This is a genomic window from Vagococcus intermedius, from assembly GCF_029144185.1.
Taxonomy (GTDB): Bacteria; Bacillota; Bacilli; order Lactobacillales; family Vagococcaceae; genus Vagococcus_D; species Vagococcus_D intermedius.
On the sequence record NZ_CP110232.1, the window covers coordinates 1,803,700 to 1,823,035 of the forward strand.

Here is a 19,336-nt window from a genome sequence, read left to right on the forward strand (position 1 = left end):
TTTTAACGCCATTGACGTGGACTCCACAACGTACCATCTAATTCGCCTTCCATTTTCTCTTGACGAAAAGCTTGTTCTTTCACCAAATCTAGAGTAGCTACTAGCAACGCTTTTTGCTTATAATCATTGCTTTGTGTTAATAGTAAACTTAATTCTTTTTCTAACCATTGTTTTTCCACTCTTATCACCTTCTTTTAAAATTCATCAAGTGTTTGTTTTAAATCCTCTAACAAATCAGCTTTTTCACCAACTGTCTCTATGATACTTTCTAACCTAGTAACTAGTTCTCCTGATTTTAAATGGGTCTGACTCTTAGATAATTCATGCAATAACCATTCTGTTCGTTTGGATAAACTTGTATCAGAATCTCCTGTAATATAGTAAAGGTAATCAACTAAACAACGCTGTTTATCTTTCTCAGATAAGTACATAAATTGATGAATACTAAATATCGGCAAATAGCGCATTTCAAAATGATTGGCCACCGCTTGATAAGGTCTCATTAATTCGTCTAAGGTAAAGCCAACTTTACCACCTGCTAAATAGTCTATTTGCCGAACTCCTACGGTTGTCACAATACCAAATTCCTTATCTTTTAATAAATTAGAACCAGTAAATTCAGTCAAGACCTGATCTTGCCATTCTTTCAATAAGGCCGGGGAACTGTACCAATACAAAGGAAATTGAAAAATCAGGCGGTCATGCTCTCTTACTAACTGACACTCACTTACTTTATCAATCTTTCCTTCTGGATACGCTCTTTCTAAATGTCTGATTGTTACTTCTTCCCGATTATCTAATCCTGCCAAAAAAAATTGTTGACTAGTTGACTCTGCTATATTTGGATGGGAAATAATGATTAATGTTTTCATGATATTACTCCTCCTACTCAAAACTTGAACTATTATCTCGATTATAACGGATGAGACATTTCTCGCCCATTAATTAGCTTCACACGGGAGTAAATGTCCGACTAAAAGTAGGTAGAAATGATCAAGTTCTGACATTTGATACTTTTTATCTTCTTGCCACCGACTAATAACAAAAATAGTTTCCACCAACTGACGCGCAATCAACTCATATTCTAGAGAAACTGCTAATTTATCGCTATTATTTATCAAATATCTTTTACCATCATGAATCATTCTTTCTTTGGCACAGTTAGTAATCAATAGCGTTCCTTCTATATCGTACTTCTGTGCCTCAATTAAATTTATCAAGGATGACTTTTGGTAAAAACTATCTGATAGCGTAAAAGGTGATTTAAATCGGTCGGCAGCTGTAATTTTAAAATAATCTTTTAATAATAAATCTAACCCATACTCAAATAACTGTTGTTTGTCTTGAAAATGATAATAGAAGCTTGTATGATGAATCCCTAATTTTTGGCATATCCCTCTAACACTGATTTCTTTATATTTATTACCTGTGATTAACAAGTCGTAAAAACCTTGCCAAATCAAGTTTTTTGACATACTGTTTCGCCCTCATTTCTCCACCGACACACGTATGAGATTGTCGGATGCTATTGCTCCATTTTTTTATTATACTTAACTTAACAACAATTAGAAAGAAAGAAGGAATGAAGTTGAGACGTATTAAATTATTTATTGCAATGAGCTTAGACGGTTATATAGCCGATGAGGATGGAAATATTAATTTTTTAAATAACTTACCTCAAGCTGAACCAGATCATACTTACGAAAATTTCATAAAAGAAATCGATACCGTGATTTTAGGGAGTACAACCTATCTTCAAATTATCAATGAGCTGTCTCCTAATGATTATCCTTATAAAAACATGACCTCTTATGTCTTAACCAGTCAAAAAAATCTCTTAGCTAAGGAAAAAGTAACCTTTATCAATCAAGAGGTGACCAGCTTAATTTCAGAATTGAAAGAGCAAGAAGGCGATGATATTTGGTTAGTCGGTGGGAGTAGTATCATCAATCCTTTAATTACAGCAGACTTAATTGATGACTACTATATTAGTATTGCGCCTGTATTATTAGGGGAAGGAATCTCATTATTTACTGAAAAAAAACAGCTAACCAACTTACATCTAGTCAGACAAGTGACACTCAATAGCATGATTCACACTCACTATCAAAAATAAAAAAACTGTCCCTAATTGAGGACAGTTTTTTTTATAAACGAGCTTCTAATTCTTTTTGTAACTCTTCAAAACCTGGTTTACCTAGTAGAGCAAACATATTTTTCTTATACGCTTCTACACCTGGTTGATCAAAAGGATTTACACCATTTAAATAACCAGATATTCCTACTGCTATTTCAAAGAAATACATCAAATAACCTAGGGTATAAGCATCCGTTTGCGGAATTGTTAATACAAAATTTGGTACATCCCCATCTGTATGAGCCAGCAACGTTCCTTCAAATGCTTTGGTATTAACAAAATCAATATCCTTACCTTGCAAATAACCTAAACCATCTAAATCTTTCGCCATCTCAGGAATAGCTAGTTCATGACGCGCTTTATCTACTTTAATCACCGTTTCAAAAATATTACGACGGCCTTCTTGAATATATTGACCTAATGAATGTAAATCAGTTGAGAAATTGGCACTTGATGGATAAATACCTTTTTGATCTTTCCCTTCAGACTCACCAAACAATTGTTTCCACCACTCTGAGAAATATTGTAAACTTGGTTCATAATTGATTAATAATTCTGTCACTTTACCTTTACGGTATAAAATATTTCTTAGGGCAGCATATTGATACGCTGCATTTTCCTCTAATTTATCACTGCTATAAGCAAGTCGTGCGTCAGCAGCCCCTTGCATTAAACCATCAATATCAGCACCACTTGCTGCAATCGGTAAAAGTCCAACTGCTGTTAATACTGAAAATCTTCCACCCACATCATCTGGAATAACAAACGTTTCCCAATCTTGTGCGTCTGCTTCAACTTTCACTGCACCACGCGCTTTATCTGTTGTGGCATAGATGCGTTTATTAGCTTCTTCTTGGCCATATTTCTTAACTAATAATTCCTTGAAAATACGGAATGCGATAGCTGGTTCTGTCGTTGTACCTGATTTTGAAATAACATTCACAGAAAAGTCACGATCCCCAATAACTTGAATCAAATCAGCTAAATAAGATGAACTGATACTATTTCCTGCAAAGAAAATTTGCGGTGCTTTGCGTTCAGACTTATCTAGTAAGTTATAAAATGAATGGTTTAAGAAATCTAATGCTGCTTTAGCTCCTAAATACGAGCCACCTATACCAATAACAACTAACACTTCTGAATCAGATTGAATTTTTTCTGCTGCCTTTTTGATACGTGTAAATTCATCTTTATCATAATTAGCTGGTAAATCAATCCAGCCCAAGAAATCACTTCCAGCACCTGTTCCCTCACGTAACTCATTGTGAGCAGCAGTTACTTGACTTTGCATATAGCCTAACTCTTGTTCACCAATAAATGAACTTACTTTAGAATAATCAAATTGAATATGTGACATGTTGTTGCCTCCTTCAAGTTTTTCAAAAAATATGCATTTAGCACTCTCTACTTTACGTTTTTTCTTGAATGATTTCAAGTAAACTACACTAAAATATGAAAATTTGTGCAATTATTCTCAAAATTCCTCGAGTTGTAAAAATACATCTATACCAATCCTTGGCTAACCATTGCGTCAGCTACTTTTGCAAAACCTGCAATATTAGCACCTGATAGCAAATCATCTTTTTGAGCATAACGCGCAGCTGTATCACGGCATGTTTCATAGATCTGTTTCATAATATCATTTAGTTCATTATCCACTTTTTCAAACGTCCATGGGACGCGTTGAGAATTTTGTGCCATCTCCAAAGCTGAAACAGCCACTCCACCTGCATTAGCAGCTTTACCTGGACAATAAATAATTTGATTTTCTTCGTACACAACAACAGCCTCTAAGTCACTTGGCATATTTGCCCCTTCGGCTACGATTTTAACGCCAGATTTAACTAAAGCTTTAGCTAATTCTTGATTAATTTCATTTTGTGTCGCACATGGTAACGCAATATCGTACTCTCCTTCATAAGACCAAACGGACTCACCTGGAATATAAGTTGCTGTAGGTTTAGAAATTATATAAGCTGACAAACGTTCACGTTTAACTTCTTTGATTTCTTTTAGCAATGCCACATCAATCCCGTCCGGATCAATAAGATAACCGCTAGAATCTGAACAACTTATCACCTTAGCACCTAAAGCTTGGGCTTTTTGAATGGCATAGATTGCTACATTTCCACTACCTGATACCATAACACGTTTTTCTGAAAATGAATCGCCCTTATCTTGTAGAAGATGCTTTACAAAATAAACAACACCGTAACCTGTTGCTTCTGTTCTAGCTAAGCTTCCCCAATATGTAAGCGGCTTACCAGTTAGGACACCGCCTTGATGACCATTTAAACGTTTATATTGACCAAATAAATAACCAATTTCACGTCCACCTACTCCAATGTCACCAGCAGGTACATCCATACTTGGACCAATATACTTTTGCAATTCAGTCATTAAACTTTGACAAAAACGCATGATTTCTGCGTCTGATTTTCCTTTAGGATCGAAATCACTTCCACCTTTTCCGCCTCCAATTGGCAAACCAGTTAAACTATTTTTAAATATTTGTTCAAATGATAAAAATTTCATGACACTTTCATTTACGGTTGGATGAAAACGCATGCCTCCTTTATAAGGACCAATAGCAGAGTTGTACTGAACTCGGAAGCCTCGATTCACTTGCCAGTTTCCATTATCATCTTGCCATGGAATTCTAAATTGAATCAAGCGTTCAGGTTCCAATAACAATTCTAAAACATTGCTTGCAATTAATTCCGGGTGCTTGTCTAAGTATGGGGCAATGGTTGGTAAAAATTCATGAATAGCTTGTAAAAATTCAGATTGACCAGGATTTTTACTCTCCAGTTTTTCTGTTAGCTTCGCTAAGTAATCAGTCGTTTGTGTCATTATGTTACCTCCAAGTTTTTATGGTTTTAAGTATAGCCGATTTTTTTTCAAAAAAAAAGAATTATCTCATTTAACTTTTTTATATTTTAATTTTTTGCCTAGTACGTCACAAATAACTTTTCATTTCCTTCATTATAGGGATATGGTAAACTATTTGGGAAATGGAGGTCATCACGATGACAAAAGATGTAATTGTAATAGGTGCCGGTACTAGTGGAATGATGGCGGCAATCTCTGCTGCTGAAAATGGTGCACGGACCTTACTTATTGAAAAAAATAAAAAAGTAGGAAAAAAACTACTATTAACTGGTGGTGGACGCTGTAACGTCACTAACAATCGACCAGCTGAGGATATTATTCAACATATCCCAGGTAATGGCAAATTTTTATATAGCGCTTTCTCTCAATTTGATAACCAACATATTATGGCTTTTTTTGAAGAGAATGGCGTTTCTTTAAAAGAAGAAGATCACGGTCGAATGTTTCCTGTAACAGACCGTTCAAAATCAATCGTTGATTGTCTGCACAATAAGATGCTAGAACTCGGGGTAGAAGTACTAACACAAGAAAGTGTCAAACGTTTATTAATTGAAGACACACGTGTTGTAGGGGTTCAGTTAGAATCTGGTCAACGCTATGTCGCGCCTTGCGTCATTGTATCAACTGGGGGGAAAACCTATCAACATACCGGATCCACTGGGGATGGCTACCGTTTTGCTAAAAAAGCTGGGCATACCGTTACTCATCTCTTCCCAACAGAATCACCTTTATTATCTAATGAACACTTTGTCTCTAAAAAGACACTGCAAGGATTAGCCTTACAAGATGTCACCTTGAGCGTTTTAAATCAAAAAGGAAAAGCTATTGTGAGTCATGAAATGGATTTATTATTCACTCATTTTGGCATCTCTGGACCAGCCGCTTTACGTTGTAGCATGTTTGTCAACCAAGAGCTAGAAAAATACAAAGATGTGCCAGTGTCACTTGATGCCTTGCCTCACCTGTCTCATGATGAAATTTTACAAGATATGCAAAAACGTCGACAAGAACATGAACAAAAATCAGTGAAGAATGCTTTGAAGAATTTATTACCTGAACGTTACCTAGACTATCTTTTACAAAAAGCTGGGATTGACCACAGTCTTCCAATCAAACAACTAGAGGACAAAGATCGAACTATTTTTATTAATCTCATCAAAGATTTCCGATTTACAGTGAATGGCACTTGGCCCGTCGAAAAATCTTTTGTAACAGGTGGTGGGATTTCACTAAAAGAAGTACAACCAAAATCACTTGAAAGTAAATTGGTCGACGGTTTATTCTTTACAGGAGAAGTTTTAGATGTTAATGGGTATACGGGCGGTTATAATATTACAGCTGCCTTTGTAACCGGACACGTCGCAGGAAAACATGCTGCTGAAATTTCCAGCTATTATAATTATTAAAAAGCGTTGATTAAACTTTGTAAGCCCCATCATTTTAAGCTATAATAGTCTTATAATAGAAGTAAATTTTATCTTTATTATTGAATTATTGACACTTACTTATAGGAGGGCTTTAGATGTTCAAACAAAAAAAGATTTACAAAACACTAGAAAATAGAAATTTCACCCCTGACAGTCTGTTATCAGAATTAGAAGAGATGAAAAAATACGATTTTGATAATGTTTCTTACACAGGCTTAAATTTAAATTTAGATATGCTGATGACACAACACATTCGCGATGAAAAATTTCAATTAATTGAAGTCCAAAATGGTTTAGCTAAAAAACCTTATACTACTTGGCAAAATGATTTAACGTTAGCTATCAATGTTTTCAATCATTTTATTGATTACACAAAGGAACACTTCAATACTTACTTAGCAGAAGCAAAAATCTATCAAGAAGAAACTGGGCATAGTCAAAGTTCTAGTGAGTTCAAAAATTATTTTGAACAAGGGAATGGCATGTATTTCCATGATGTGTTACATAGTGTTTTTGACATCTCACGTCGCTTAGATTTATCAATTGAAGATTTTGAAGAATCTCTTACTAGTGATGGTGAAGACTTAAATAATTATCCTTTACCTGAAAAACGCGCCTTCGAAGGCAAACGCTAAAAAAACTCTCCTAAAAGTACTTTTAGGAGAGTTTTTTTAGTTGGTCGTTAACGTTAAATCAGTAAAAGTTGCTCTAACAAGCTCACCTATTGATTTAGCAGAAACACTCATCTGTAGACCACGTTTACCGGCGGAAAGATGAATTTGATCATAATGAAGTGCGGTTTCATCGATATAAGTTGGATATAATTTCTTCATTCCAACTGGTGAACAGCCTCCACGAATATAGCCTGTTGTTGCTTCTAATTCTTTGAGAGGTAACATTTCTATTTTTTTGTTCCCACTACTTTTAGCAAGCTTCTTCAAATCAAGTTCACTATCTCCCGGAATAACTGCCACAACCGGACCAGTCTTATTACCAATAGTGACCAGCGTCTTAAACAACTCTCTAGGAGACTCCCCTAGATAATTAGCAACAGATATAGCATCTGCATGCTCTCCTTCTATAATTGGAAACTCACGCTCACTATATGCTATTTTTTTTTGCTCCAATAACCTAATGGCGTTAGTTTTTTGAATTTTTTTCTTCGCCATTATCTTCACTTCCTTGTTCTGCTAATTTTATTTTGGCTAAACTAAATAACCAATGTACTTCTTCAAATTTTAATTGCCCTGGAGCTGATACCTTAGAAAAACTAGTAAACGTTAAGTAAGAGCCGGTTATGCCCCCCACTAAACGACTAATCTTGCCTAATTCGCCCATCGCAATTGCAATTATTTTTATTTGACCTAGACATTGAAGTGTTTGCTGATTCCAATGTAATAAACGCCAGACATCTTCTTCAAACTCTGGCATCACTGCAATTTTTATCACATCAGGATTTATCTTCATAAAATCCAAAACTAACTTTTCTAAATAACTATTGGAAGGCGTTTCTAAAAAGTTATGATAGGAGGCAATAATTTGACAGTGTTGTTTGTTTGCTTCGACCAATACCTCATTAAACCACTCTAAAGGTCGTTTTGCCTCAATGTCTAACCAATCAACTAGCCCCGTCTTTAATAATCCAAGATAAGTCTGACGGTAACACTCCTTGCTTACACGAACACTACCACCTTCAAGATGGGTCCTAAGGGTGACTAATAGTTCTTTTTCAGCTAATATGACACGAATTTTTTGGAATAATCTTAATAATTCTTCTATGTCCATTTCGTTAACCACATAATCTAAGCGCCACTCCACCATGTCTACATCTGACTCTGCCATCTCTCGAGCTATCCTCAAAATTAAAGTTGGGTCCTTTTCAATAAGAGAGACACAAATTTTAGGAAACAATACGTTTTTATTTCTATTTTTTTGATCGGTCAGTTGCCCTAATGAAGACTGTGTCATCTATTTTTCATCCTTCCACGTATTAAAAGACTTGGTAGATCAAAACTTTTAAATAATTGCCTTCTTTAAACTTAGATGTTACGGCAAAATCAATTGGCAATCGATGGGTTTCAAGTCGTTTAAATCGACGGCCTTTTTGTTTCAGTGCACCTTCAACCATCGTCACATATTTATCAAAACTAACGTTAGCTGCATTTGTAGATGCAATTAATAACCCCTCTTCTGTTAGTAAGTCACTAACCTCTGCTACTAGGTCACCATAATTTTTTGCCACAGAGAATGTCCGTTTTTTATTACGTGCAAAACTAGGTGGGTCTAAGATAATCATATCAAAGTTAAACCCTTTGCGTCTAGCGTAATTAAAGTACTCAAATACATCCATGACAACGATTTTATTATTTTCAAGTGACAAGCCATTAACTTCAAACATTTCTTGCGTTTTTGGTAAACTTCTCTTTGCTAAGTCTACACTAACCGTTTCTGTAGCGCCGCCCATCGCAGCTGCTACAGAAAAAGCACCTGTATAGCTAAAGGTATTTAACACTTTTTTACCTAAGGCTAACCCATCTACTAATTTTCCTCTCACATCCTTTTGGTCTAAGAAAATACCTGTCATCATTCCCTCGTTTAGATAGGTAGCGTAAGAAATACCATTTTCTAAAACGAGTAAGGGCTCGGGTGCTTCCTGTCCAAAAATAATTTGCGATTCTGGCAGTCCTTTTTGCTCAAATCTAATTTTTTCATAGGCACCTTTTACAAAGTTGGCAACTTCTTGAAAAGCTAAAACCAAAAGGTCACGTTGTTTATAAATACTTTGGTTGTACCATGAAAAAACAGCAAACTCATCATATAAATCAATAGTCAAACCACCTAAACCGTCTCCCTCACCATTAAATAGACGATAGGCTGTAGTTAAATCATTATTTTTCAATGATTTTCTTTTAGCAAAAGCTTCTGTAAATAACTCGACAAAAAAGCAGTGATCTAAAATCTTAGTAGCATTATGGCTAACAACCCAACCCGCTCCTTTATTTTGTTCTCCTAAATAACCAGTCCCTAAATAATCATTTTTAGGCGAGACAAAAGTCACCCACTCACCAATGTTGGTAATGTCGCTGGCCTGTTGTAAATCTTCTTTCTGAATTAAGGGATACCCTTGTTGAATTTTTGAACTATTTTTAGCTGTCAATTTAATTTTCTTCATTATTATTCCCATTTCTAATAAAATTTTCTTCATACTTTTTTCGTATGATAGTGATGGTTCTATCTTACCATATTTCGTTGTCTTCGATAATAAGCACGTCTCATCTCCTTAAAGAAAACTATTGAAAAAAATATGAAAATTGACATTTCACTACTATTATTGGTAAAATAGAGGTTAAAGCATTGCTTAAAAATAAAATAAAATTCTTATACTAATACTATCAATTTTAATCATGAAAGGAAGTTATTTACTTGAAAAAATCTTATTATCCTAATTGGCTGAACACACGTCTGGGATTCTTCTCGCTGCTAGTTGTTCTCTTTTGGATAAAATCTATCTTTGCTTATCTAGTAGACTTCAATTTGGGAATTGAGAATAGTTTCCAATACTTTATACTATTTATCAACCCTTTTGCCACAACTATTTTTTTATTTGCAATTGCCTTGTATATAAAAAATCCTAAGATAGCTTATATTGTTCAACTCATCATTTACACACTGACAACTGCCTTATTAGTGGCTAATGTCATGTATTACCGGGAATTCACTGACTTTATTACTATTAACACGATGCTTGGTGCCGGGAAAGTTGCTAGCGGACTAGGAGAAAGTACCCTAAGATTATTTAGACCTTATGATTTTATTTACATTCTAGATATCTTTATTTTAATCGGGCTACTTGCTACTAAGAAAATAAAAATACAAGCAAAACCCGTACGTGCTCGTTTTGCTTTAGCGCTAACTACTTGTTCTATTTTCTTATTTTTAGGAAACTTATCCTTAGCTGAAACCAGTCGTCCTGAATTACTAAAAAGAACTTTTTCACGTGATCATATTGTAAAATATCTAGGTATCAATGTTTTTACTGCTTATGATGGCTTTCAAACTTATAAAGCTAACCAAACGCGGGCTCAAGCAAGTGAAAATGATGTCGTAACAATTGAAAACTATGTTAACCAACACCAAGTAAAACCGAATAAAGAGATGTTTGGTATTGCCAAAGGACGTAATGTCATTTATATCCACTTAGAAAGTCTTCAACAATTTATGATTGATTATAAATTGAAAGATGAAAATGGGGTAGAACATGAAGTCACGCCTTTCCTAAATAAACTCTATCATGGCCAAGACACATTTAGTTTTGAAAACTTCTTCCATCAAGTAAAATCAGGTAAAACAAGTGATGCGGAAACCTTGTTGGAAAACTCGTTCTTTGGTTTGAATCAGGGGCCTTTATTTACACAATTAGGTGATAAAAATACTTTCCAAGCAGCTCCTGCCATTTTAAAACAAGAAGCAGGCTATACTAGCTCAGTCTTCCACGGAAATACTGGAACATTTTGGAATCGTAACGAAACTTATAAACACTTAGGATACAATTATTTCTTTGATGCTAGCTATTACGATGTCAATGAAAATAATTCTTTCCAATATGGCTTACATGACAAGCCTTTCTTTAATCAATCTGTACAATATTTAGAACATTTACAACAACCTTTCTATACAAAAATGATTGCTGTATCCAACCACTATCCTTATTCAGAATTTAAAGGGGATGAAGCTGGATTCCCTATTCCAAACACGAAAGATACAACAATTAATGGGTATTTTGCAACAGCTAACTACCTTGATAAATCTGTTGAAGAATTTTTCAATTATTTAAAAGCCAGTGGGATTTATGATAACTCAATGATTGTCTTATATGGCGATCACTATGGCATATCAGACTCACGAAATCCTGATCTTGCTGAATTGGTTGGGAAAACCTCAGCGGACTGGAATGATTTTGACAATGCTCAGATGCAACGTGTCCCACTAATGTTCCATATTCCTGGCCGCAATGATGGTAGTATTCAATCAACTTATGGTGGACAAGTTGATGTTTTACCGACACTACTTAGTCTATTAGGTATCGACAATTCAAAATATTTATTGTTAGGACAAGATTTGTTCTCTAAAGATCACGAACAACTTGTTGCTTTCCGTAATGGAAGTTATGTCGCTCCGGACTACACTTCCGTGCATGATAAAGTTTATGACAATAAAACAGAAGAACGGGTAACTGAACCAACTGAAGAAATTAAAGCCAAACTAGATACTTACCGTGATAAAGTTAAAGAACAGTTAAGTATCTCAGATAGTTTGACCAATGGTGATCTCCTTCGTTACTATAACAAAGGATTAAAAAAAGAAGTTGTGCCGACTGATTATAATTATAAAGGTCAATTAGAGCAACTCGAGGCGATTGAAAAAGATAAAGGTAAAAAATCTACAAGTATCTTTAGCCAACATGGTAATAAATCCACAACTGATCTATATGAAACTAAGACATATAAAGAGTACCATCCAGAAGCGGTTGACAATTCAACACCTGATGAAAAGGTCCCGGTTGAAGAAAAAGAGACTGAAACAGTCCCTGATGAAAATCTACCTGCTCAAGAAGAGATTCAGACACAAGAATAAAAAAAGCAACGTTACGTTAGTAACGTTGCTTTTTCTTTTGACTAAAGATAGCCAGTTTATCTGATTTTTTTCATATATTTTTCACAACTCCACATTATACTAAGATTACTGAGGTGATTATTAAATGAACTCCTTTAAAATTGCATATTCAAGTCTACGTTATTATCGTAAATATAATGCTTTATACTGTCTACTTCTTTCTTGTGCACTCATTCTTTTCAGTGGAATACTCACATTAATTGAGGTACAGCAGTTTAATATGAAACAAATTAATCAAAGATTACAGTTAGCTGATCAAGATAAAGGGTTGCAAACAGTTACCCTTCTCCAACAAATAGATCAACAGCTCACTGCCAACTATCAATTGATAGTGACACTTATACTCCTAGTAGTTGTCACTATCTTTACTATTTTAACTAGTGTCTTTTTTTATCATCGACGTTATGAGCTGGCAACACTACTCAACATCGGCGTAAAAAAACTAACCATTCTAGGACAATTTCTTATAGAATATTGTGTCACGCTGAGTATTTGTTTACTAGCGATTAGTACCTTATTTTTCTTGACTCATACACCTGTCAAAAATAAATTAGTCCACATTAACCAAGTGGCTTTTTCCAAACAGTTGCCAAATGAACTGACACTACCTACTAGCCCTGAAAATCCTAGTATATCGGAATTGACTGAGGAAGACGATAATTATTTACTACCTTTTAACGCCGCTTCCTTTTCTGCCATTGATACAGAAAATACTGTCTGCACTCTCTTTAGTCCCAAACTGGCAATTGCTAAAGCAACTTCCTTAGTCATACTTAGTAGTCTTATTCCTTTAATAATCTGTGGCTATCTTTCTCTCATTATTATTAAAAATACTAACTGATCGGAGGCTCTTTTATGGATGGACAACCAATCTGGGAGACTTATTTTAGAAAGGGAGACACGGTTACTATACTAAGGTGCTCACTATTACATCAAACTGATTTTGATTCTTTACTGAAAGAACCTGATACTTTTTATATTGGAAAAAAGACTTGCCTACTCCCATTTTTAACAATCCGTGACAATTTAATGATTGGCTTACCAAAAGAAAAACAGGCAGCTTCTCTAGCTGAAATAAAGAAGTTACAACATTTTTTTAAACTCCCTAATACAATCAAAAGTCAACATCCTGACGTCTTGTCGCCTGAACAGCTCTTTTTAATTCATCTCATTCGTTCATTAATTTTAGATAATCGTCTTATTATTGTCAATTGTGTTGAGTTAAAGTTACCACGTTTTTTTGTTTCAGCACTACAGCCTGCTTTAGAGCTATTAGCAGAACAACATCCCTTTAAACTAATCTTTTTAATAAAATAAAAAGAAGCTAACAAATTGTTAGCTTCTTTTTTTATTTCACTTTGACTAACTCAACAACTGCTTCCACATGTGGTGTTTGTGGGAACATATCAACTGGTTGAACTTGTCTCACTTCATAGCCTGACTCAGCAAATAACTGACAGTCACGTGCTAAACTTGCTGGATTACATGATACATAAATAACCTTTTTAGGTGCCATTTCAACAGCTGTTTTAATAAAACTTTCTGCCAAGCCTTTGCGTGGTGGATCGACGATTAAAACATCCGCTTGAACACCTTTTTCTAACCAAGTAGGCATAATATATTCTGCTTTACCAATTTCAAACGTTACATTTGATAAACCATTCATTTTAGCATTGATCTTAGCATCTGAAATCGCATCAGGATTAATTTCTAATCCATAGACATGTTTCACTTTATCCGCTAATGACAAACCAATTGTTCCGATACCACAGTAAGCATCAATAACTGTATCACTTGAACGTAACCCTGCAAATTCGATTGCTTTGCGATACAAAGTCTCCGCTTGAACTGAGTTTACTTGGTAAAATGACTGAGCCGAAATACGATATTCTTTTCCTAATAATTCATCTGTAATATAATTTTGACCAAATAATGTTTTATTTGTTTTACCTAAAATCACATTAGTAGCATCTGGATTGATGTTTTGAACAATTGACACAACTTCTGGTAATTGTTGATGAATTTCTTGAACCATTTTCTCGTAGTTAAATAATTTAGGTGTACGAGTAACTAGAACAATCATCATTTGTTTTGAATAGTGACCACGGCGCACAATAATATGACGTAAATTCCCATTATTTTCAGCTTCAATATAAGCTTTTACTCCATATTTTTCTAATACATCACGAACAACAATAATCGCTTCGTCAATTTTTTCATCTTGAATATAATAATTTTCCAATGGTACCAAATCGTGGCTATTTTTACGGAAGAAACCTGTTGACAATTGACCTTCAACTTTACGAACTGGAACTTGTGCTTTATTACGATAAGCCAAAGGATTTTCCATACCTAAAATCGGGTGAATTTTAACTTCTGGCATTTTAGCAATACGTTGAAACACATTTTTTACTTGTTGCTCTTTAAAAGCTAATTGTGCCTCATAGGTCATATGATGAAGAGGCGCAATACCTGTACGAATCAAGGTTTCATTAACATCAGAAACGCGATCCTTGCTCTCGGTTACTAACGTCACAACTTTAGCAAATCCAAATTTTTTACCTACTTTTAACACAAGAACTTCTGCTTGTTCGCCTGGTAAAGTATTTTCAATAAATAATGGGTAGCCATCAACTTTGGCAACCCCTAACCCTTCATGGGATAAATCTATAATGTCCACTGTTAGTGTTTCATTTTTTGTTACTGGTAAGTTTGTCATATCATTTCTCTTTTCTTTTATCAGATTTGTTAATCATACGCTACTAGCGATAGGTTTGTCTAGTCATTCAACATTATTTTTGCTAACCCCTGCATCTTAAACTAGTTCTTTAATACGCACATATTGCTTAGGAAATTTTCCCGTCACCATTTATATCTTCTTCGGTTAAACTTTCAACTTCCTTTACAAAAGCATCTGACATTTCTAATTCTTCTGGACTAGTTCCCATCACTGCTTTATCAGAAATCTCATCTAGGTTGGCATACATTTCAATATGTTGATGTAAGTTAGTAAAGGTCATAGGAGCATCTCCTCCGTATTCACCATCTAAATTAATCATCATTTTAACGCCTTCATCCAATGTTTCAGCCTCTAATTTGGTTGTTTTGGTATAGAGAATCCGCTTATCGTCAATATGTTTTCCTCCATGCATCATTAAGGCTACTAAATGTAAAATCTCTACAATATTGGCTGTTTTAACAACAATTAAAGAAAAATTACCATCATCTAATTGGGCGTTGGGCGCTATTTTTTCAAATCCTCCAACCGAGTTAGTTAGACCTAAAAAAAACATCGAGGCTTTGCCGACATACTCACCATCATCATATTTCAAACGCATATTGATTGGTTTAACTCTTGGTAACATTTCGGCACCTTTTATTAAATAAGCCAGATAGCCAAACACACTTTTTAATTGTGAGGGAACCTCATAGGTTAACTCTGTCAAGTAACCCCCTGCTCCAATATTCATAAAATACGTATCATTGGCTTGTCCAATATCCATATGAACTGTTTGATTTTTTAAAATAACTTTTGCTGCTTCCACAATATTATCACGAGGAACTTTTAACGCTCGCGCATAATCATTGGTGGTACCTCCTGGTAAAATTGCCATTTTAGGACGATTTTCTAAGGGTGCAATACCATTAATAACTTGATTAATCGTCCCATCTCCTCCAGCAGCAACAATTAATTCAAAACCATCAAGAGCGGCACGGCGTGCTTCATTTTGTGCGGAATTCGGATCAGGTGTGGTGGCATAGGCACTCGCTTCATAACCAGCACTTTCTAAAATATTTAAAACATCTGGTAAATTTTTTTTCATCAATTCTTTACCTGAGGTTGGGTTATAAATTACTCTTGCTCTCATAGAACATGACTCCTTATCTTTTCTACCCTGGATGCTAAAAAGAGAGCGACATCACTCGCTCTTTTTAGCACACTTCTTATTTCTTTAACGCTTACTCAATTCTTCTTGTAACAATTTATTAACAACACCTGGATTTGCTTGACCTTTAGTAGCTTTCATAATTTGACCTACTAAGAAGCCAACAGCTCGATCCTTACCATTTTTAAAGTCTTCAATTGATTGCTCATTTTTACTTAAAATATCATTGATGATTGGTAATAATTGCGTAGGATCTGATAACTGTATCAAACCTTTTGCTTCAACAACATCACGAGCATTGCCGCCATTTTCAATTAATTCTTTAAAAACTTTTTTTGCAATTTTTGAACTAATCGTCCCATCAGCAATCAAATTAATCATACCTGCTAAGTTTTGAGGCGTTAATTTTGTTTCATGCAACTCTACTTGTTTACTATTTAGATGAGCTGATACTTCACCCATTAACCAGTTTGAGGCTTGTTTAGCATCTGCCCCTTCAGTCAAGGTTTGTTCGAAGAAATCTGACATTTCTTTTGATAAAGTCAAAACCATCGCATCGTATTCTGGTAAACCTAATTCGGTTGTGTAACGAGCACGGCGAGCGTCAGGTAATTCAGGTAAACTAGCACGGACTTCTGAAATCCACTCATCTGAAATTTCTAAAACTGGTAGATCTGGTTCTGGGAAGTAACGATAATCACTCGCCCCTTCCTTGACACGCATCAAAATAGTTTCACCTGTTGCATCATCATAGCGACGCGTTTCTTGCATAATTTGACCACCAGACATTAAAACTTTAGCTTGGCGTTTTTCTTCAAAAATTAAGCCTTTACGGACATAGTTTAGTGAGTTTAAATTTTTCAATTCTGCTTTTGTTCCAAATGCTTCTTGACCATAAGGGCGTAGTGAGATATTGGCATCACAACGCATAGAACCTTCTTCCATCTTCACATCACTTACTCCTGAGAACTGGATGATTGAACGAATCGCATCTAAATAAGCATAAGCTTCCTCAGGAGAACGCATATCAGCTTCTGAGACAATTTCAATTAAAGGTGTTCCTTGACGGTTTAAATCAACATATGAATAACCATCTGTTCCATGAATATTTTTCCCGGCATCTTCTTCTAAATGAACTCGTTCAATTCGAATTCTTTTTGTTTGACCCTCGACTTCAATATCAATCCAACCATCATAACCAATCGGTTGATCATCTTGAGAGATTTGATAAGCTTTTGGATTATCTGGATAGAAATAATTTTTCCGATCAAAATGTGAGTGTTGAGAAATTTTACAATTCAGCGCCATTGCTGCACGCATACCGTATTCAATTGCTGTTTTATTTGCAACCGGTAAGACACCTGGATAGCTCCAGTCAATCACATTTGTATTAGTATTTTGTTCCGCACCAAAATGAGCAGGAGTTGGTGAAAATATTTTAGAATTGGTTTTTAATTCGACATGGACTTCCAAGCCAATAACTGTTTCAAAGTTCATTAGTTGCTCCCTCCTAGAATGGTTGGTAATTTTTTATGATGGTCTGTTGCTGTTTCAAAAGCTTGAGCAGCACGATACATCGTACGTTCATCAAAAGCTTTCCCAATAATTTGTAGACCTACTGGCATCTCATCTGAGAAACCACATGGAATTGACATTCCTGGTAAGCCAGCTAAATTGACTGGGATAGTTAAAATATCGCCCATGTACATAGTGATTGGGTCTGTAATATTTTCCCCTAAACCATATGCTATTGTTGGTGTCGTTGGCGCAATAATTAAATCATACTCTTCAAAGACTTTATCAAAATCATTTTTTATCAATGTTCTAACTTGTCCTGCTTTACGGAAGTAAGCATCATAAAAGCCCGCACTTAATGAGAAAGTACCTAACATAATACGACGTTTTACTTCTGAACCAAATCCTTCAGAACGAGAATTGACATAAATATCTTCTAAATCTTTCACATTTTCAGAACGGTAGCCATAACGGATTCCATCAAAGCGTTGTAAGTTTGATGATGCTTCCGATGAGGCAACAATATAATAAACTTCTACACCATATTTAGAGTGTGGTAAGCTAACTTCTTCAACGACAGCCCCTAATTCTTTATACTTATTAATAGCTTCTTCAACAGCTTTACGAACTCCTGGTGCAATTCCTTCACCCATGTATTCTTTAGGGACTGCAATACGCATTCCTTTTACGCCATCATTAATCCCTTCAGTGAAATTAGGAACTTCTAATTGAGCACTTGTGCTATCTTTTTTATCCCAACCACTAATTGCTTCTAGTAAAATAGCATTGTCTTCCACATTACGAGTCATTGGACCAATTTGATCTAAGCTTGATGAAAAAGCAATTAGACCATAACGAGAAATACGACCATATGTTGGCTTCATTCCAACTATTCCATTAAAAGCGGCTGGTTGGCGAATACTCCCACCTGTATCACTACCTAATGAGGCTACTACTTGACCAGATGCTACAGCTGCAGCTGAACCACCTGACGAGCCACCAGGTACCTTTGTTTGATTCCAAGCATTTTTGGTTTTCTTAAAATAAGATGTTTCAGTACTTCCACCCATGGCAAACTCATCCATGTTTAACTTTCCGACTGGAATCATTTCGGCATCGTATAGCTTTTCCATAACAGTAGCATCATAGATTGGATCAAAATTATAGAGCATTTTGCTCGCTGCTGTTGTTAACAAATTTTTAGTTACAATATTATCTTTAATACCGATCGGAATTCCAGCTAGACTACCTGCTTCAATTCCATTCTCATCTATTTTAGCAGCTTGGGCTAACGCTTTTTCTTCATTTAAGGTAATAAACGCATCAATTGTTGGTTCTGTTTCTTTAATGCGCTCAAACGTTGCTTTGGTTAAATCAAGAGCTGTAATTTCTTTTTTCCCTAATAGTTCTTGCAATTCTTTTAAACTTTTACTGTATAATTCTGTCATTATGCTCCTGCCTCCCCATTATCTAACATCGCCGGAACTTTAATATAGCCATCCCCAGAAGTTGGGACATTGCGCATTAATAAGTCACGATCCGTCCCCTCCACTGCTACATCTTCTCGCATCACATTAATATCATGAATCACATTAGTCGTAACAGCTACACCTGTTGTATCTACCTCACCTAGACGTTCTACCATTGTGATAATTTCACTTAATTTATCCGTTAATCCTACGACTTCTTCTTCTGAAAAGGATAATTTTGATAGTTTTGCTACATGTTTAACTTGTTCTTGATTAATTGACATCCTCTTTCATCTCTCCTTTATCTTTAGTACATTTGTTAATTTATTAAGTTAC

The 19,336-nt window shown here is 35.2% G+C and carries 19 protein-coding genes; 6 read left to right on the forward strand and 13 right to left on the reverse strand.

What is annotated here, in order from left to right; all coding sequences use genetic code 11:
- Positions 1-2 precede the first annotated feature (2 nt).
- From OL234_RS08435 to OL234_RS08445, 3 genes are all read right to left on the reverse strand, one after another.
- A complete protein-coding gene (locus OL234_RS08435) occupies positions 3-179 on the reverse strand; it encodes a hypothetical protein (protein ID WP_275468794.1) in 177 nt (58 codons plus the stop codon).
- Positions 180-194: 15 nt separating this feature from the next.
- Positions 195-872 (reverse strand): NAD(P)H-dependent oxidoreductase, encoded by a 678-nt coding sequence (locus OL234_RS08440; protein ID WP_275468795.1) that lies wholly within the window; start codon positions 870-872, stop codon positions 195-197.
- Positions 873-941: 69 nt separating this feature from the next.
- The gene (locus tag OL234_RS08445; RefSeq protein ID WP_275468796.1) at positions 942-1,475 is read right to left on the reverse strand and encodes a TetR/AcrR family transcriptional regulator; all 534 of its coding nucleotides are present in this window, start codon (positions 1,473-1,475) and stop codon (positions 942-944) included.
- 113 nt (positions 1,476-1,588) lie between these two features.
- Between OL234_RS08445 and OL234_RS08450 the strand changes: the two genes are divergently transcribed.
- Positions 1,589-2,116, forward strand: coding sequence for a dihydrofolate reductase family protein (locus OL234_RS08450; RefSeq protein ID WP_275468797.1), 528 nt, complete (start codon positions 1,589-1,591; stop codon positions 2,114-2,116).
- A 31-nt stretch (positions 2,117-2,147) separates the two neighbouring features.
- Here the strand turns inward: OL234_RS08450 and OL234_RS08455 are convergent, their stop codons facing one another.
- Positions 2,148-3,494: a glucose-6-phosphate isomerase gene (locus OL234_RS08455; protein ID WP_275468798.1), complete on the reverse strand. Its 1,347-nt coding sequence runs from the start codon at positions 3,492-3,494 to the stop codon at positions 2,148-2,150.
- Positions 3,495-3,640: 146 nt separating this feature from the next.
- On the reverse strand, positions 3,641-4,990 hold the full coding sequence (gene gdhA / locus OL234_RS08460; protein WP_275468799.1) for an NADP-specific glutamate dehydrogenase: 1,350 nt from the start codon (positions 4,988-4,990) through the stop codon (positions 3,641-3,643).
- A gap of 176 nt (positions 4,991-5,166) precedes the next feature.
- On the opposite strand from gdhA, the gene OL234_RS08465 reads away from it, so the two are divergent.
- Together OL234_RS08465 and OL234_RS08470 are read left to right on the forward strand one after the other, a co-directional pair.
- The gene (locus OL234_RS08465) at positions 5,167-6,435 is read left to right on the forward strand and encodes a BaiN/RdsA family NAD(P)/FAD-dependent oxidoreductase (protein ID WP_275468800.1); all 1,269 of its coding nucleotides are present in this window, start codon (positions 5,167-5,169) and stop codon (positions 6,433-6,435) included.
- Positions 6,436-6,551: 116 nt separating this feature from the next.
- Positions 6,552-7,091 carry a hypothetical protein gene (locus tag OL234_RS08470; protein WP_275468801.1) on the forward strand — a complete coding sequence of 180 codons (540 nt, stop codon included), beginning with the start codon at positions 6,552-6,554 and terminating at the stop codon, positions 7,089-7,091.
- 36 nt (positions 7,092-7,127) lie between these two features.
- Here the strand turns inward: OL234_RS08470 and ybaK are convergent, their stop codons facing one another.
- The 3 genes from ybaK to OL234_RS08485 are packed head-to-tail and all read right to left on the reverse strand — an operon-like array spanning position 7,128 to position 9,661.
- Positions 7,128-7,625, reverse strand: coding sequence for a Cys-tRNA(Pro) deacylase (gene ybaK / locus OL234_RS08475; protein WP_275468802.1), 498 nt, complete (start codon positions 7,623-7,625; stop codon positions 7,128-7,130).
- Complete coding sequence (gene aroD, locus OL234_RS08480; protein WP_275468803.1) at positions 7,597-8,424, reverse strand: type I 3-dehydroquinate dehydratase; 828 nt, start codon at positions 8,422-8,424, stop codon at positions 7,597-7,599. Before aroD ends, ybaK begins: the two co-directional genes overlap by 29 nt.
- Before the next feature lie 22 nt (positions 8,425-8,446).
- Positions 8,447-9,661 carry a class I SAM-dependent rRNA methyltransferase gene (locus OL234_RS08485; RefSeq protein WP_302471689.1) on the reverse strand — a complete coding sequence of 405 codons (1,215 nt, stop codon included), beginning with the start codon at positions 9,659-9,661 and terminating at the stop codon, positions 8,447-8,449.
- 218 nt (positions 9,662-9,879) lie between these two features.
- On the opposite strand from OL234_RS08485, the gene OL234_RS08490 reads away from it, so the two are divergent.
- The 3 genes from OL234_RS08490 to OL234_RS08500 all read left to right on the forward strand — a co-directional run bounded on the left by OL234_RS08490 (position 9,880) and on the right by OL234_RS08500 (position 13,446).
- Positions 9,880-12,090 carry an LTA synthase family protein gene (locus tag OL234_RS08490; RefSeq protein ID WP_437184423.1) on the forward strand — a complete coding sequence of 737 codons (2,211 nt, stop codon included), beginning with the start codon at positions 9,880-9,882 and terminating at the stop codon, positions 12,088-12,090.
- A 259-nt stretch (positions 12,091-12,349) separates the two neighbouring features.
- Positions 12,350-12,970, forward strand: coding sequence for an FtsX-like permease family protein (locus tag OL234_RS08495; RefSeq protein ID WP_275468804.1), 621 nt, complete (start codon positions 12,350-12,352; stop codon positions 12,968-12,970).
- A 14-nt stretch (positions 12,971-12,984) separates the two neighbouring features.
- Positions 12,985-13,446 (forward strand): hypothetical protein, encoded by a 462-nt coding sequence (locus OL234_RS08500; RefSeq protein ID WP_275468805.1) that lies wholly within the window; start codon positions 12,985-12,987, stop codon positions 13,444-13,446.
- A gap of 31 nt (positions 13,447-13,477) precedes the next feature.
- Here the strand turns inward: OL234_RS08500 and rlmD are convergent, their stop codons facing one another.
- From rlmD to gatC, 5 genes are all read right to left on the reverse strand, one after another.
- Positions 13,478-14,848, reverse strand: a complete 1,371-nt coding sequence (rlmD, locus tag OL234_RS08505) for a 23S rRNA (uracil(1939)-C(5))-methyltransferase RlmD (RefSeq protein ID WP_275468806.1) — start codon at positions 14,846-14,848, stop codon at positions 13,478-13,480.
- 127 nt (positions 14,849-14,975) lie between these two features.
- The gene (locus OL234_RS08510) at positions 14,976-15,998 is read right to left on the reverse strand and encodes a diacylglycerol kinase (protein WP_275468807.1); all 1,023 of its coding nucleotides are present in this window, start codon (positions 15,996-15,998) and stop codon (positions 14,976-14,978) included.
- An 84-nt stretch (positions 15,999-16,082) separates the two neighbouring features.
- Positions 16,083-17,513 (reverse strand): Asp-tRNA(Asn)/Glu-tRNA(Gln) amidotransferase subunit GatB, encoded by a 1,431-nt coding sequence (gene gatB / locus OL234_RS08515; RefSeq protein WP_275468808.1) that lies wholly within the window; start codon positions 17,511-17,513, stop codon positions 16,083-16,085.
- Positions 17,513-18,979 (reverse strand): Asp-tRNA(Asn)/Glu-tRNA(Gln) amidotransferase subunit GatA, encoded by a 1,467-nt coding sequence (gatA, locus tag OL234_RS08520; protein ID WP_275468809.1) that lies wholly within the window; start codon positions 18,977-18,979, stop codon positions 17,513-17,515. Before gatA ends, gatB begins: the two co-directional genes overlap by 1 nt.
- On the reverse strand, positions 18,979-19,284 hold the full coding sequence (gatC, locus tag OL234_RS08525; protein ID WP_275468810.1) for an Asp-tRNA(Asn)/Glu-tRNA(Gln) amidotransferase subunit GatC: 306 nt from the start codon (positions 19,282-19,284) through the stop codon (positions 18,979-18,981). Before gatC ends, gatA begins: the two co-directional genes overlap by 1 nt.
- Between the last annotated feature and the right edge of the window lie 52 nt (positions 19,285-19,336).

What these genes read in the sequence shown, in the direction of transcription:
- OL234_RS08500 (WP_275468805.1), top strand. Translation starts at nt 12,985, where the DNA reads ATGGATGGACAACCAATCTGGGAGACTTATTTTAGAAAGGGAGACACG.
- rlmD (WP_275468806.1), bottom strand. Translation starts at nt 14,848, where the DNA reads ATGACAAACTTACCAGTAACAAAAAATGAAACACTAACAGTGGACATT.
- gatB (WP_275468808.1), bottom strand. Translation starts at nt 17,513, where the DNA reads ATGAACTTTGAAACAGTTATTGGCTTGGAAGTCCATGTCGAATTAAAA.
- gatA (WP_275468809.1), bottom strand. Translation starts at nt 18,979, where the DNA reads ATGACAGAATTATACAGTAAAAGTTTAAAAGAATTGCAAGAACTATTA.
- OL234_RS08470 (WP_275468801.1), top strand. Translation starts at nt 6,552, where the DNA reads ATGTTCAAACAAAAAAAGATTTACAAAACACTAGAAAATAGAAATTTC.
- ybaK (WP_275468802.1), bottom strand. Translation starts at nt 7,625, where the DNA reads ATGGCGAAGAAAAAAATTCAAAAAACTAACGCCATTAGGTTATTGGAG.
- gatC (WP_275468810.1), bottom strand. Translation starts at nt 19,284, where the DNA reads ATGTCAATTAATCAAGAACAAGTTAAACATGTAGCAAAACTATCAAAA.
- OL234_RS08485 (WP_302471689.1), bottom strand. Translation starts at nt 9,661, where the DNA reads ATGAAGAAAATTTTATTAGAAATGGGAATAATAATGAAGAAAATTAAA.
- OL234_RS08465 (WP_275468800.1), top strand. Translation starts at nt 5,167, where the DNA reads ATGACAAAAGATGTAATTGTAATAGGTGCCGGTACTAGTGGAATGATG.
- OL234_RS08445 (WP_275468796.1), bottom strand. Translation starts at nt 1,475, where the DNA reads ATGTCAAAAAACTTGATTTGGCAAGGTTTTTACGACTTGTTAATCACA.
- OL234_RS08510 (WP_275468807.1), bottom strand. Translation starts at nt 15,998, where the DNA reads ATGAGAGCAAGAGTAATTTATAACCCAACCTCAGGTAAAGAATTGATG.
- gdhA (WP_275468799.1), bottom strand. Translation starts at nt 4,990, where the DNA reads ATGACACAAACGACTGATTACTTAGCGAAGCTAACAGAAAAACTGGAG.
- aroD (WP_275468803.1), bottom strand. Translation starts at nt 8,424, where the DNA reads ATGACACAGTCTTCATTAGGGCAACTGACCGATCAAAAAAATAGAAAT.
- OL234_RS08495 (WP_275468804.1), top strand. Translation starts at nt 12,350, where the DNA reads ATGAAACAAATTAATCAAAGATTACAGTTAGCTGATCAAGATAAAGGG.
- OL234_RS08440 (WP_275468795.1), bottom strand. Translation starts at nt 872, where the DNA reads ATGAAAACATTAATCATTATTTCCCATCCAAATATAGCAGAGTCAACT.
- OL234_RS08455 (WP_275468798.1), bottom strand. Translation starts at nt 3,494, where the DNA reads ATGTCACATATTCAATTTGATTATTCTAAAGTAAGTTCATTTATTGGT.